This is a genomic window from Mesobacterium pallidum (assembly GCF_019966535.1).
Lineage (GTDB): Bacteria > Pseudomonadota > Alphaproteobacteria > Rhodobacterales > Rhodobacteraceae > Mesobacterium > Mesobacterium pallidum.
Window position 1 is genome coordinate 37,277 of record NZ_JAIMID010000015.1, and the last position, 14,239, is coordinate 51,515.

The window sequence follows — 14,239 nt, forward strand, 5'->3', positions numbered from 1 at the left end:
CATGACCCGGATCAAACATCTTTTCCTGCCCGTGGTGATGGGCCTGCTGCTGGTGCTCTCGGGACCGCTGTCGGTGATTGCCATGGCGCCTCCGCCAAAGGGCGACGGTCCGATCCTGGTGATCGGGCGAAATCCCGATGCGCTGGTCGAGGCGGCAGGCGGCATCGTCGTCACGCCGGTCCCGGCGCTTTTCGCGACCCTGGCCACGGGGGACGCGGATTTTGTCGCGAAGGCGCTGGAAATCGGTGCCTGGCGCGTGATGGACGGACAATGGATCGCCCGGATATGCGGCTATCCCGAAGGAACCCAAACATGACGAAAACCAACGTTGCAGAGAAATACCTGCTGATCTTCAGCGGCGTCTTCACGGTCATCGTGGTGCTGATGGCGCTCTGGGCCGGCAATGCGCCCTGGGTGCCGGGCGGCTTGTCACTCGCCTTCCTCGGGTGCGGGGTGGCAGGGGTGATGACCAACCACCCGCTGCGCAGGTCTTTCATCGGTCTCGCCTTCGTCGGCCAAGCCGCGGCGCTGGTCGCGGCGCTGGCGAATCATGCCTGGCAGATCGACGCCCACATGGTCTTCTTCGCGGCTCTGGCGGCCCTCGTGGCGCTCGACGATGTGAAGACGATCATCGTGGCCACGGCCCTTGTGGCCGTGCATCACCTTGGGCTGACCTTCTTCCTGCCCGTGCTGGTCTATCCCAGCACCGACCTGATCGTGAACCTCGAACGTACCGTGTTCCACGCGCTGGTGGTGCTGATCGAATCGGCGGTGCTGATGTGGATCATCACCCGCCAACACGCCATGCGGGACGAGATTTCGGCCAGCGCGGACGAAATGGCCATCGCCCGGAGGGAGGCGGAAGAGGCGCGCGATACTGCCCTTGCCGCGCAACGCGACGCCGTGAACCTTCAGCGCGAGGCGGAGGCCGCCCGCGCCAAGGCAGAAGAAGCGGTCGCAGACCTCGCGGCCGAGCAGGCGCAGTCCAACGCCGCGAATGCCCGCGCCCTTGCCGCCGAAGAGGCGGAGCGGCGCGCCGCAGAGGAGCAGCGCAAGGCGCAGGAGGGGGTGGTGAACGAGTTGGGCCGCGGGCTCAAGGCGCTGTCGCGCCGCGACCTGACCCTGCGCCTGACCCAACCCTTTGCCGAGGAATACGAGGACTTGCGCCGCGACTTCAACGCGGCCATGGACGCCGTGGCCGCCGCCATCCGCGAGGTCGCGGGCCATGCCGAGATGATGCTGGGCGACAGCCGCGATATCAGCCGGGCCGCGATGGAGCTGTCCGCCCGAACCGAACAGCAGGCCGCCAAGCTCGAGAACACCGCCGCCGCGATGGAGGAGGTGACGATCCTTGTCCAGAACACGGCCGAAAGTGCCTCGCAGGCTGCGGTCTCGGCCGCCGGCGCCAAGCGCAGCGCCGAGAACAGCGACAAGGTGGTGGAACGCGCCTCGACCGCGATGTCGGCCATCGACGAATCGGCGGGCGAGATCAGCAAGATCATCGATGTCATCGACCAGATCGCCTTCCAGACCAACCTGCTGGCCCTGAACGCCGGGGTCGAGGCGGCGCGCGCTGGCGATGCTGGCCGTGGCTTTGCCGTGGTCGCGTCGGAAGTCCGGGCGCTGGCGCAGCGATCCTCCGAAGCGGCCAAGGACATCGGAGAGCTGATCGCCAAGAGCCAGCACCAGGTCAGCGACGGCGTCCGCCACGTGAGCGAGACGGTGGATGCGTTGAAGAACGTGATCGAGGCGGTCGTCGATATCACCCAGCGGGTGGACCAGATCGCCGTCTCGGCCCGCGAACAGGCGACGGGACTGGGAGAGATCAATTCCGCCGTCACCGACCTTGATGCCATCACCCAACAGAACGCCGCCGTCTTCGAGGAAACCGCCGCCGCCTCGGGCACGCTGACGCAAAGCGCCGAAGAGATGAAGCGCCTGACGGACGGGTTCAAGCACGCGATGGCGGCCATGGCCGCCGACCGCGCGGCCTGACGGCCGTAGTCGGTTGCAGAACGACGGACTTCGCCAGATGCCTGAGCGTTCGGTCTGTTCCGGAGCCGGTTTGGCGGTTCTCTTCGCCCGGTCAGCCCTCCAGCAGGCGCAATTGGTCCCGCCGCAACGACAGGATGTCGGCTTCACCGTCGAGGTCGACATCGTCCAGCGTCACCACCTGGTCCTTGCGGATCGCCCGCTTGAGCCGCACGTTGTGGGCCAGCCCGATGGGCAAGGCGTCGATGTCCGCCGCGATGCGCGCGGGGATCGCCTTGGCCCAGACCTTGAAGCCGCCTTCGCCGTCCAGCACGTCGCCCGCCGCGAAATCGCCCTTGGCCGTAGCGACGGCATCGGCCCGGTAGCGGGTCGAACTGCCGGTCGGCTCGCCGCGCAGCACCGCCGACAGGACCGACACGCTGGTCTCGAGCCCGATCAGGTGGAACGGCCGCCACATGGAGCCGTACCAACCGCTGTCGTCCGTCAGCAGACCGTATTGCTGGAAACAGTCGCGGGTATAGGCGTCGGGCGCGCGGAAGGTCACGAACATGCCGTATTGGATGTTGTTCAGCACCACGCGCCCGTCCGGTTCGCGGCTGGCCGCGATGTCGACAAGGCCGGGCTTTGCCAGCCGCCCGCCTTCGGCCTCGGGTCGGAAGACGCGGGCCAGGTCCTGCAGCCCGGCCGGGTGGAAGCCCAGCCCGTCGTCCGGGCAATCGAGCCCGGTGGCATTGGCGACCGCCGCCATTTCGATCGCCGCCTTGGTGCCGTCGGTAAAGGAGTTATACATCTTCGGATTGAAGTCGCCTGCCGCCACCTCTTCGTCGGTCCAGCCGAAGTAGCTCCAGACCGTGTCGGGCGTGGAATAGCGATAGGGCGGCGCGAAGTTCATGCCCTTGCCCGCCGCGACCAGTTCGAACCCGCAGGCATGGACCCAGTCCACCAACTCGCAAATCGCGGCGGGCTGGTCGCCGTAGGCCATGGAATAGACCACGCCGGCGGCCCGGGCCCGTTCGGCCAGGATCGCGCCGCAGAGCACGTCGGCCTCGACATTGACCATGATCACGTGCTTGCCCGCGTCGATGGCGGCAAGCGCGTGGCGGATGCCGGCAATGGGGTGGCCCGTTGCCTCGATCACGCAATCGAGTCCGTCGAAGGCGCATAGCGCAGCGGCATCGTCCATCACATGGGTCGTCCCCGCGTCCAGCGCGGCCGACAGTGACGGTGCGGCGTATTGCGCGCTGTCCCAGCCGACCCGGGCCAGCGATTGCCGCGCCTTGCCGACGTCGAGGTCGGCGATCCCGACCACGTGGTAGCCCGCGATGAACCGCGCCTGCGCCAGGATCATCGACCCGAACTTGCCCGCGCCGATCACGCCCACGCGCACAGGTCGGCCGCCATCGGCCCGCTCGGCCAGCAGTTTCGACAGGTTCATGGCATCCTCCCTCGTGCGCCCTGTGGTCAGACTAGGCCGCACCACGGCCATCTGACCATCAACAAAACCGCAGCCTTTATTTAGCTCAGCTTAAAGACGGTTTAAGAAATCAAGTTTGTTCCGAGGGGGGCTTTCGTGGTCCCCTGAGCCTCACGCCAGGTGGGGAGAGACCGGTGACCAACCAGACGCAGACGACGGGCGCGAACATGAGCCTGGCCCAGCGGGCCTGGTCGATCCGCCGTCACGCGCTGCGGATGGGCGAGGTGCAGGGCCAGGGCTACATCGGCCAGGCGCTGGGCGTGGCCGACCTGCTGGCGGCCAGCTATTTCCACGCGCTGCGCTATCGCCCCGGCGACCCCGAATGGGAGGGGCGCGACCGCTTCTACCTCTCCATCGGCCATTACGCGATCGCACTTTACGCCGCGCTGATCGAGGCCGGGGTGCTGCCCGAGGACGAGATCGGCACCTATGGCATGGACGACAGCCGCATGCCCATGTCGGGCATGGCCAGCTACACCCCGGGGATGGAGATCACCGGCGGCTCGCTGGGCCACGGCCTGGGCATCGCGGTCGGCGCGGCGCTGGGGCTTAGGCGCAAAGGCGGGGACCAGCGCGTTTACAACCTGCTGAGCGATGGCGAGCTGGGCGAGGGATCGACCTGGGAGGCGGTGATGTCCGCCGTGCAATGGAAGCTCGACAACCTCATCGCGTTGGTGGATTTCAACGACCAGCAGGCGGATGGCAAGACGACCGACGCGCTGGCCCGGGGCCCCGAGGCGCCCAAATGGGCCGCCATGGGATGGTTCGCGCAGGAGGTGGACGGCAATGACCTTTCCGCCGTCGTGGCGGCGCTGGATGCGGCCCGCGACCATCCCGAGCCGCAGCCGCGGGTGATCATCTGCCGGACGAAGATGTGCAAGGGCGTGCCCTTTCTCGAGCATCGCGAGATCACCCATTTCGTGCGGGTCGAGGCCGATGAATGGGCGCGCGCGCTGGCCCATCTGGATGCGGAGCGCCCCCTATGACCGTCGAGCCGCCGTTCGGCGCACAGTCGCGCCGCAAGTCGCAGTTCACCCCCCGGCAGGCGCCGCAGGGCGGGGGCAAGACCAGCGCCATGATCGCCTCGCTCGATGCCGAGGGGCGGCAGACGGTGTCGGCCCCGTTCGGCCATGCGCTGACGGATCTGGCCAAGACCCGCGACGACATCGTCGGCCTCTCGGCGGACCTGTCGAAATATACCGACCTGCATGTCTTTGCGCAGGCGCACCCGGACCGCTTCTACCAGATGGGCATGGCCGAGCAGGTGATGGTCAGCGCCGCCGCCGGACTGGCGCGCGAGGGCTTCACGCCCTTTGCCACGACCTATGCGGTCTTTGCCTCGCGCCGGGCCTATGACTTCATCTGCATGGCCATCGCCGAGGAGAACCTGCCCGTCAAGATCGTCTGCGCCCTGCCGGGCCTGACCACGGGCTATGGCCCCAGCCACCAGGCGACCGAGGACTTGGCGATTTTTCGCGGGATGCCGAACCTGACGATCATCGATCCCTGCGACGCGACCGAGGTGGCACAGGCCACCCGCGCCATCGCCGATATCCCCGGCCCGGTCTACATGCGCCTGCTGCGGGGCCAGGTGCCGGACGTGCTGGGCGAATTCGGCTACCAGTTCCAGCCGGGCCGCGCGCAGCTGATCCATGACGGCAGCGACGTGCTCTTCGTCTCGACCGGCCTGATGACCATGCGCTGCATCGACGCCGCGCGCCGGCTGAAAGCCGACAAGATCGACTGCGCCGTGCTGCATGTGCCGACGATCAAGCCGCTCGACATCGCGACGATCACGGCCGAGGCCGCCCGCAAGGGCCGGCTGGTGGTGGTGGCCGAGAACCACTCGGTCATCGGCGGGCTTGGCGAAGCGGTGGGCGCGGCGCTGATGCGCGAGGGGGTACATGTGCCCTTCCGCCAGATCGGGTTGCCCGACGAATTCCTCGACGCGGGCGCGCTGCCCACGTTGCACGATCAATACGGCCTTTCGGTGGACGCGGTGGCGACCCGCGTCAAGGCGTGGCTATGAAGGAGACGACCATGGGACTTTTGGGCGGCAAGACGGCCATCATCACCGGCGCGGCCAGCCCGCGCGGCCTTGGCAAGGCGACGGCGATGCTGTTCGCCGAACATGGCGCACGGGTCGCGATCCTGGATCTGGGCGCGGCGGCGGCCGAGGCGGCGGCGGCCGATCTGCCGGGCCAGGGGCATATCGGCCTGGCCTGCGACGTGACCGACCGGGTGGCCTGCAAGGTGGCGTCTCAGGCAGTGCTCGAGGCCTTCGGCCAGGTCGATATCCTTGTGAACAACGCAGGCATCACCCAGCCGCTCAAGTTCATGGAGATCGAGCCCGCGAACTACGACGCCGTACTCGACGTGAACCTGCGCGGCACGCTTTACATGAGCCAGGCGCTGCTGCCGCATATGCGCGGGCGCAAGTCCGGCTCGATCGTGAACATGTCGTCCGTGTCCGCGCAGCGGGGCGGCGGGATCTTTGGCGGGCCGCATTACTCGGCCGCCAAGGCGGGCATCCTGGGCCTGACCAAGGCGATGGCCCGCGAATATGCGCCGGACGGCGTGCGGTCGAACGCCATCTGCCCGGGCTTCATCGCCACCGACATCACCGCAGGCAAGCTGACCGACGAGATGCGCGCGCAGGTGCTGGCGGGCATCCCGATGGGCCGCGCGGGCGAGGCGTCGGACGTCGCGGGTTGCGCATTGTTCCTTGCCTCGGACCTGTCGGCCTATTGCACGGGGACCGAGGTCGACGTGAACGGCGGCTCGCTGATCCACTAGGGTGACTTGGGGGCTGGCCGGGTCGCACGGGCCGCCGGGTGTGGGGACGTCCCCGGCAAGGCCCCGGACAGAAACGCGACCTGGCCAGCAGCAACGCAAAAGGGCCGCCCGGTGGGGCGGCCCTTGGTGCATTCGGGCGGCGGATCAGACCGGCGCGACCACTTTCTGCTTTTGCGAGCCAAGCCCCTCGACATGCACTTCCATGACGTCGCCGGGCTTGAGGAACCGGGGCGGGTTCATCCCCAGGCCAACGCCCGACGGCGTGCCGGTGGCGATGATGTCGCCCGGCAGAAGTTTCATGAACCGGCTCATGTAGCTGACGATCTCGCGCACCGAAAAGATCATGTCCGAGGTGTTGCTGTCCTGCACGGTCTCGCCGTTCAGGTCGAGCGAGACGCGCAGCACCTGCGGATCGGGGATCTCGTCCGCCGTCACCAGCCAGGGGCCGGCGGGGCCGAAGGTCGGGCCCGACTTGCCCTTGACCCACTGGCCCAGGTGATCCATCTGGAATTCGCGTTCCGACACGTCGTTCACCGTGCAATAGCCCGCGACGTAATCCAGCGCCTCTTCTTCCGACACGTAATGCGCCGCGCGGCCGATCACGACGCCCAGCTCGACCTCCCAGTCGCCGCGCTCTGAGTCGCGCAGCAGGACGACGTCGTCATTCGGGCCCGACAGCGCCGAGGTCGCCTTGTTGAACAGGATCGGCTCGGCCGGGATCGGCATCCCGCTTTCCTCGGCATGCTTGGTGTAGTTCAGCCCGACGCAGTGGAAGTTCGGCACCCAGGCGAGACAGGCGCCGATGCGGCCGGGCTCGCTGACGACGGGCAGGGTGCCCAGGTCGATCTCGCGGATCCGGTCCAGTGCCTCGAGCGACACGGTCGCGCCGCCGAAATCGGGCACCATGCCCGACAGGTCCCGGACCTTGCCAGCTGCGTCGAGGATGCCCGGCTTTTCCTGCCCGGCCGGCCCGTATCTGAGTAGTTTCATGTCTGTCCTCCGTTTGCCGATTCCGGCGATTGCGTCTCTTTGTTCTCTGCCGCGATGACCGAACGGATGTCCTCTGCCATGTTGCGCAGGTGGATGTCGATGGCGGCGACGGCGGCCCTTGGGTCGCGCGCGCGCAGGGCATCGACGATCTGGCCGTGCTGGGTCACCACCCGTTCGCGGTTGCGTCGCTGCACCGCCGACAGGTAGCGCGCGCGCCACAGCCGCTGCATGAACGAGGTATGCGTCTCGGCCAGCGCATCATTGTGCGAGGCCCGGGCGATGGCGGCGTGAAAGGACATGTCCACCTCGAACATGTCGAGCGGGTCCATCGTGTCGAAATGCTTTTCCATCCGGGCCAGGATGCGGCTGATGCCGTCGATGTCGGCGCGGGTGGCATGGATGCAGGCCAGTTCCGCCGACAGCTTTTCCAGCGCGACCAGCACCTGCGTCTGGTCCTGCACCTCCTTGAAGTCGAGCTGCGCGACGATCGGGCTGCGCGACGGGCGCAGCCGCACCAGCCCTTCGGTTGCCAGCAGACGGATCGCTTCGCGCATGGGCGTCCGGCTGACGCCAAGCTCGGCCGCGTTGTCGCGTTCCTTGACCGAAGCGCCCGGCGCCAGCTTGCCGCGCAGGATGTCGCGGCGCAACTGGGCGGCGATCTGCTGGGCAAGAACGGGTTCCTTCATAAGGTCGAATCCATAAAGGGCGCCCCTTGGGCGCGGTGCTGTCCGGTACGGTCTTCTAACCGGAAAGAAAAAGGCGGGAAACCGTGCCTTTTTCCGGTTTGGTATACCAAAAAACGTTGATTGTCGACACGGCATTCGCTAGCGTTTCAGGCAGATGGTATACCATCTGGGTGCGCGTAGGAGGTCGCGTATCCACGAGGAGGAGGCCCGAAAGAACGGCCACCAAGGGAGGAAATTATGAACGTCAAAACCATGCTGCTTTCGGCGGCAGCGACGGCCCTCGTGGCCGCGTCCGCCACGGCTGATCCGATCACGCTGCGGATCCAGACCCACTACGCCACCGAACATCCGACCGGCAAGATGCTGGCCATCTGGATCGACGATGTGCAGACCATGTCGGGCGGCGACATCACGATCGAGATGTTCTACAGCTCGTCCGTCGTGGCCACGACCGAGACCTTCGACGCCGCGATCAACGGCATCGTGGATTGCGACGCCACGGGCGGCGCCTACCAGACCGGCAAGAACCCCGCGTTCCAGTTTGTCGGTGACATCATGGGCGGCTATGACACGCCCTGGCAGCAGTATTCGTGGCTCTATTACGGGGACGGCTATGCCGCCGCGCAAGAGCTTTACAACGCCCAGGGCATGCAGCTGATCGGCTGGTCGATCTACGGCCAGGAATCGCTGTCCTCGTCCAAGCCGCTGGCCGGTTTCGCCGATCTCGAAGGCTGGAAGTTCCGTTCGCCTCCGGGCATGGAAACCGAGATTTTCCAGGAACTTGGCGCATCGCCCATCGTGATGGACTTTACCGAGATCTTCACCGCGCTGGAAACCGGGATCATCGACGGGGCGGATGCCTCGGGTCTCGCCAACAACGTCGGTCTTGGCCTTTACGACATCGTCAAGCACGCGACCTACCCGGGGTTCCACTCGATGCCGTCGGACCACCTGGCGTGCAACAAGGACGTCTGGGACGGCATGACCGAGCAGCAGCGCCGGATCATCGATACCGCCTGGCAGAAGCTGTCGTTCCAGATCGCCCTGTCGAATGAAAAGGCGAATGCCGAAGCCGCGGCCAAGCTGCAGGCCGAAGGCGTGACCCTCTACGACTGGTCGGCCGAGGATCGCGCCGAGTTCCGCCGCGGCGCCCAGGTCGCCTGGGAGGATTGGGGGTCCCGGTCGCCCGAGGCCGGCAAGATCCTGGAAAGCCACAAGACCTACCTGCGCGCGCTGGGCCTGATCCAGTAAGCGCCGTCACCTGCCGGTGACGAATTGAACGGTCGGCGAGCCCCCTGTCACGGGGCTCGTCGCCTCCTTGTCCTGTGCTTGCGCGGGACCTTGACCAATGGCGAGGGGCGGTTATGGAACAGGAAAGTGTCTGGCTTGGCCGGATGCGCGGTCCCGTCAGGACCATTGCGCTGGGCTTCGGGGCCGTCGTGGCGCTGCTATTCATCTGGCTGGTGCTGAACCGGATGGTCTCGGCCGAGGCGATCGGCATGCACGAGATGATCCGCCCAGAGGGCCGGCCCCTCGTGTCGCTCATGCTTTATGCGCTGCTGGGCACGCTTTTCTTCACCTCGGTCTACCTGTCGGATTTCGTCGGCATGATCGAACAGAAGCCCGAGGGTTTCTTCGACATCGTCTCGCTGGTCTGCTCGCGCGCGGCGATGATCATGGTCGCCCTCGTGGTGATCGTGATGTTCTACGAGGTCGTGTCGCGCTACGTCTTCTCGCGCCCGACGCTCTGGGCGAACGAGCTCAGCCTCTGGATCGCGGCCTTCGTGTTCCTGTTCGCCGGGCAATACGCGATGCAGCAGCGCAGCCATATCCGCATCTACGTGATCTACGACATGATGCCCCGCTGGATGCAAAAGACGGCGGACCTCATCTCGCTCGGCCTGCTGCTGCTGTTCACCTTCGCGCTGGTCTGGGGCGGCTATGCCGATGCCAAGACCCGGTTCCTGCGGATGGAGACCTTCGGCACCGCCTGGGACCCGCCGATTCCCGGAATCGTCAAGCCGGCGATCCTGCTGATCATCTGCCTGGTCGCGATCCAGGCGATTTCCAACCTGATCGCCGACTGGAACAAGGCGCCCGAACATCACGGCCACGACGATATCGACGAGATCGAGATCGAGAACATCCGCAAGACGTTGGAGGACTGAAATGGAGTTTCTCGAACTCTTCTCGTGGATGAAGGTCGGCGACATCGGCACGCTGTCGCTGTTCCTGCTGATCGGCATGTTCATCCTGCTGGCCCTCGGCATGCCGCTGGGGTTCGCCTCGGCCTTCCTGGCCGTTGCCGTGCTGACCATGAAATTCGGGCCGGAACTGCTGTTCCGCAATTTCGGCAAGGGGCCGATGTCGGTGCTGGGCCAGGCCGTCTACCGACAGATGACGAATTACGTGCTGATATCGGTGCCGCTCTTCATCTTCATGGCGGCGCTGCTGGAACGCTCGGGCATCGCGCGCGACATGTATTCGTCGCTGAACCGCTGGATGTCGGGGCTGCGCGGCGGCATTGCCATCGTCACCTCGATCATGGCCGTCATCATGGCCGCCATGTCCGGCATCATCGGCGGCGAAGTCGTGCTCCTGGGCCTCATCGCCTTGCCGCAGATGCTGCGGCTCAAGTATGACCAGAACCTCGCCATCGGCACGATCTGCGCCAGCGGCTCGCTTGGCACCATGATCCCGCCGTCCATCGTGCTGATCTTCTACGGACTGGTGACGGAAACCTCGATCAAGGCGCTGTTCACCGCGTCCTTCCTGCCCGGCTTCATGCTGGCGTCCTTCTTCATCATCTACATCGTGGTGCGCACGCAGCTGAACCCCGCACTGGCGCCGCTGCCCGCGATCGACCCGTCCGAACCGCAGGGCCGCGAGAAATTCATGCGCTTCCTCGGCTTCCTGTCGAAATTTGCCATGTGGATCACCGGCGTGCTGTTCCTGCGCGCACTGTTCTTCACCCTCACGGGCGAGAACGTGGTGACCGAGGGGGTGGACCCCATCGCGCTGGGCATGGTGGCGGACATCCCCTGGATCATCGGCGCCTTCGTGCTGTCGTTCCTCATCATGCACTTCGTCGTCGGCAAGGAACGCACCGACGAGGGCTGGGAGATGGGCAAGGGCCTGATCGCGCCCACCATCGTGATCGGCGTCGTCCTAGGGTCGATCTACATGGGCATCACCGGCATAACCGAGGCTGCGGGCATGGGCGTCGTCGCCGTCTTCGTCATCGGGCTGATCCGGCGCGAGATGACCTTCGAGATCGTCTGGGACAGCCTGATGCGCACGCTCAAGTCCACCGGCACCATCATCTGGGTGACCATCGGCGCCGCCGCCCTGGCCGCCGCCTACACGCTGGCGGGCGGGCCGACCTATGTCGCCAACCTGATCGTCGCCGCGGACCTGCCGACCATGGGCATCATCCTAGTGATGATGGTGATCTTCCTCATCATGGGGATGTTCATGGACTGGGTCGGCATCGTGCTGCTGATCATGCCGGTCTTCCTGCCCATCGTGCTGAAGCTGCCGGTCGAGGAAATCGGCGTCTTCGGAGAGCTCGAGCCGCGGCACGTGGCGATCTGGTTCGGCGTTGTGTTCTGCATGAACATGCAGGTCAGCTTCCTGTCGCCGCCCTTCGGCCCTGCCGCCTTCTACCTCAAGTCGGTGGCCCCGCCGCATATCACGCTGACGGCGATCTTCCGCGGCTTCCTGCCCTTCATCGGGCTGCAGCTGTTGGCCCTGTCGGTGCTGCTGATCTGGCCGAACATCGTGACGGTCTTCCTCTGACCCGATCCTTGCCGGGGCGATGCGCGCCCCGGCCCTTGCCCCCGAGGATGCCATGCTCTCGCAAGACCAGATCGACACATTCCACCGCGACGGCGTCATCGTCGTTCCGGACGTGCTGCCCGCCGATGTGCTCACGGCCGTCAAGGCCGAGTACACGGACCTGATGGACCGGCTCTACGACCGCTGGCACGCCGAAGGACGCGTGCCCCCGCCCGGCGACATGGATTTCTGGCAGAAACTGCTGGTCAGCTATGACGCCGGCTGCGACTGGTTCCAGCCCATGGATATTTCCCTGCCGGGCGGAGAGATCGCGCCGGGCACGCCGTTTCATTTCGGCCCGGCGGTGTTCGACATGCTGACCTGCGACCGGCTTCTGGACATGGTCGAGGACCTGATCGGGCCCGAGCTGACCTCGAACCCGATCCAGCATGTCCGGTTGAAACCGCCCGCGCGACACCTCGATGGCGGTGAAAACCGCGCGCATATCATGGCGACCGACTGGCACCAGGACCGCGCCGTCGCGCATGAGGAAGGCGACCAGACGCAGATGGTCACCGTCTGGCTGGCGATCAGCGATGCAACGGTGGAAAACGGCTGCCTGCAGGTCATCCCCGGCAAGCCGCAGATGTACCCCCACTGCCCGAAACGGCAGACCGGCATCGCGGACGGGTTCCTGGATGAGTCCAAGGCGCGGCCCCTGCCGGTCAAGGCCGGCGGCGCGGTCATCTTTCATCCGCTGACCCCGCATGGTTCGCTCGACAACGTCAGCGACCAGTTCCGCTGGTCCTTCGACATCCGCTACAACGTGACCGGCCAGCCCACCGGCCGCGCGCACTTCCCCGATTTCGTCGCCCGGTCCCGCGCCAACCCGCAGACCGAGCTGCGCGACTGGCGCGTCTGGGCCGACATGTGGCTGGCGGCCCGCGCGCGCCTGTCGGGCCAGCCCCATATCCCGATCCACCGTTGGAGCAGTGACAGCCCCGTCTGCGCCTGAGGTCCCCCATGAAAACCGTCCGCCTGTCCGACGCCGACAACGTCGTCACCGCCATCACGTCGCTCGTCGTCGGTGACGAAGGCGCCACCCAGCTGATCCCACGGGGTCACAAGCTTGCAACCCGGGCAATCCGCGCGGGCGAGCCTGTCGTGAAATACGCCCAGACCATCGGCTATGCGGCCGAGGACATCCCGCAGGGCGCCCATGTCCACACCCACAACCTCGCATTCCGCAACGTGGACATGGACTACGAGTTCTCGACCAACCTGCGCCCCGTGGCCCCGGCTTCGACCCCCGACACCTTCATGGGTTATCGCCGCCCCTCGGGCCGGGTCGGGACGCGCAATTACATCGCTGTGCTTACCTCGGTTAACTGCTCGGCCACCGCCGCGCGGATGATTGCCAACCACTTCACGCCCGACCGCCTCGCCGACTACCCCAACGTGGACGGAGTCGTCGCCTTCGTCCACGGCACCGGCTGCGGCATGGCCGGCAGCGGCGACGGGTTCGAGGCGCTGCAGCGCGTCATGTGGGGCTATGCCCGCAACCCCAACGTCGCCGCCGTGCTGATGGCCGGGCTGGGCTGCGAGATGAACCAGATCGACTGGCTGATCGAAGCCTACGGCCTCACCCCCGGCCCGCTGTTCCAGGCTATGAACATCCAGGACGTCGGCGGGCTGCGGAAAACCGTCGAGCTGGGCATCCAGAAGATCGAGGCGATGCTGCCCCTCGTCAACGAAGCGCAGCGCGAGGAATGCCCGGCGTCAGAGCTGATGGTCGCCCTGCAATGCGGCGGCTCGGACGCCTGGTCGGGCATCACCGCCAACCCCGCCGTCGGATATGCCTGCGACCTGCTGGTGGCCCAGGGCGGCACCGGCGTCCTGGCCGAAACGCCCGAGATCTACGGCGCCGAACACCTGCTGACCGCCCGCGCCGTGGATCGCGCCGTCGGTGACAAGCTGATCGGCCTGATCCGCTGGTGGGAGGATTACACCGCCCGCAACCTCGGCAGCATGGACAACAACCCCAGCCCCGGCAACAAGAAGGGCGGCTTGACCACGATCCTCGAAAAATCGCTTGGCGCGGCGGCCAAGGGCGGCACCACGCCGCTGACCGGCGTCTACAAGTATGCCGAGCCGGTGACCGCCAAGGGCTTCACCTTCATGGACAGCCCCGGCTACGATCCCGCCAGCGTCACGGGCCAGATCGCCTCGGGCTGCACGCTTGTCTGCTTCACCACCGGGCGCGGCTCGGCCTTCGGGGCCAAGCCCAGCCCCTCGATGAAGGTCGCGACCAACACCGAGATGTACAACCGCATGACCGAGGACATGGACATCAACGCCGGCACCATCCTGACCGAAGGTCGGTCGGTCGAGGAGGTCGGCCGCGAGATCTACGACATGTGGCTGCGCATGGCGAGCGGCGCGGCCAGCAAGTCCGAGGCGCAGGGCCTTGGCGATTACGAATTCGTGCCCTGGCAGATCGGGGCGGTGATGTGACACCGCCCCC

13 protein-coding genes are annotated in these 14,239 nt (G+C 66.3%); 10 read left to right on the forward strand and 3 right to left on the reverse strand.

Going from position 1 to position 14,239, the window contains the following annotated elements:
* Position 1 precedes the first annotated feature (1 nt).
* Entirely contained in the window at positions 2–316 is a 315-nt protein-coding gene (locus tag MF270_RS19535; RefSeq protein WP_238367463.1) for a hypothetical protein, read from the forward strand.
* Complete coding sequence (locus MF270_RS19540) at positions 313–1,995, forward strand: methyl-accepting chemotaxis protein (protein ID WP_238367464.1); 1,683 nt, start codon at positions 313–315, stop codon at positions 1,993–1,995. Before MF270_RS19535 ends, MF270_RS19540 begins: the two co-directional genes overlap by 4 nt.
* 91 nt (positions 1,996–2,086) lie before the next feature.
* Here MF270_RS19540 and MF270_RS19545 read toward each other — a convergent pair whose 3' ends face one another.
* Positions 2,087–3,427: an NAD(P)H-dependent oxidoreductase gene (locus tag MF270_RS19545; RefSeq protein WP_238367465.1), complete on the reverse strand. Its 1,341-nt coding sequence runs from the start codon at positions 3,425–3,427 to the stop codon at positions 2,087–2,089.
* 206 nt (positions 3,428–3,633) lie between these two features.
* Between MF270_RS19545 and MF270_RS19550 the strand changes: the two genes are divergently transcribed.
* The 3 genes from MF270_RS19550 to MF270_RS19560 are packed head-to-tail and all read left to right on the forward strand — an operon-like array spanning position 3,634 to position 6,262.
* Positions 3,634–4,452, forward strand: a complete 819-nt coding sequence (locus MF270_RS19550) for a transketolase (protein ID WP_238367531.1) — start codon at positions 3,634–3,636, stop codon at positions 4,450–4,452.
* Positions 4,449–5,495 carry a transketolase family protein gene (locus tag MF270_RS19555; protein WP_238367466.1) on the forward strand — a complete coding sequence of 349 codons (1,047 nt, stop codon included), beginning with the start codon at positions 4,449–4,451 and terminating at the stop codon, positions 5,493–5,495. Before MF270_RS19550 ends, MF270_RS19555 begins: the two co-directional genes overlap by 4 nt.
* A gap of 11 nt (positions 5,496–5,506) precedes the next feature.
* On the forward strand, positions 5,507–6,262 hold the full coding sequence (locus tag MF270_RS19560) for an SDR family NAD(P)-dependent oxidoreductase (RefSeq protein ID WP_238367467.1): 756 nt from the start codon (positions 5,507–5,509) through the stop codon (positions 6,260–6,262).
* A 144-nt stretch (positions 6,263–6,406) separates the two neighbouring features.
* Here MF270_RS19560 and MF270_RS19565 read toward each other — a convergent pair whose 3' ends face one another.
* On the reverse strand, positions 6,407–7,252 hold the full coding sequence (locus MF270_RS19565) for a fumarylacetoacetate hydrolase family protein (RefSeq protein WP_238367468.1): 846 nt from the start codon (positions 7,250–7,252) through the stop codon (positions 6,407–6,409).
* Complete coding sequence (locus tag MF270_RS19570; RefSeq protein WP_238367469.1) at positions 7,249–7,938, reverse strand: GntR family transcriptional regulator; 690 nt, start codon at positions 7,936–7,938, stop codon at positions 7,249–7,251. The genes MF270_RS19565 and MF270_RS19570 overlap by 4 nt, the downstream gene beginning before the upstream one ends.
* A gap of 237 nt (positions 7,939–8,175) precedes the next feature.
* Here MF270_RS19570 and MF270_RS19575 point away from each other — a divergent pair, with 237 nt between their 5' ends.
* The 5 genes from MF270_RS19575 (at position 8,176) to MF270_RS19595 (ending at position 14,229) form a co-directional block, all read left to right on the forward strand.
* Positions 8,176–9,189 carry a TRAP transporter substrate-binding protein gene (locus MF270_RS19575; RefSeq protein ID WP_238367470.1) on the forward strand — a complete coding sequence of 338 codons (1,014 nt, stop codon included), beginning with the start codon at positions 8,176–8,178 and terminating at the stop codon, positions 9,187–9,189.
* A gap of 113 nt (positions 9,190–9,302) precedes the next feature.
* Complete coding sequence (locus MF270_RS19580; protein ID WP_238367471.1) at positions 9,303–10,106, forward strand: TRAP transporter small permease subunit; 804 nt, start codon at positions 9,303–9,305, stop codon at positions 10,104–10,106.
* 1 nt (position 10,107) lies between these two features.
* Positions 10,108–11,736: a TRAP transporter large permease gene (locus MF270_RS19585; protein WP_238367472.1), complete on the forward strand. Its 1,629-nt coding sequence runs from the start codon at positions 10,108–10,110 to the stop codon at positions 11,734–11,736.
* A 52-nt stretch (positions 11,737–11,788) separates the two neighbouring features.
* Positions 11,789–12,730, forward strand: coding sequence for a phytanoyl-CoA dioxygenase family protein (locus MF270_RS19590; protein ID WP_238367473.1), 942 nt, complete (start codon positions 11,789–11,791; stop codon positions 12,728–12,730).
* 8 nt (positions 12,731–12,738) lie between these two features.
* Positions 12,739–14,229, forward strand: coding sequence for a UxaA family hydrolase (locus MF270_RS19595; protein WP_238367474.1), 1,491 nt, complete (start codon positions 12,739–12,741; stop codon positions 14,227–14,229).
* Positions 14,230–14,239: the final 10 nt, after the last annotated feature.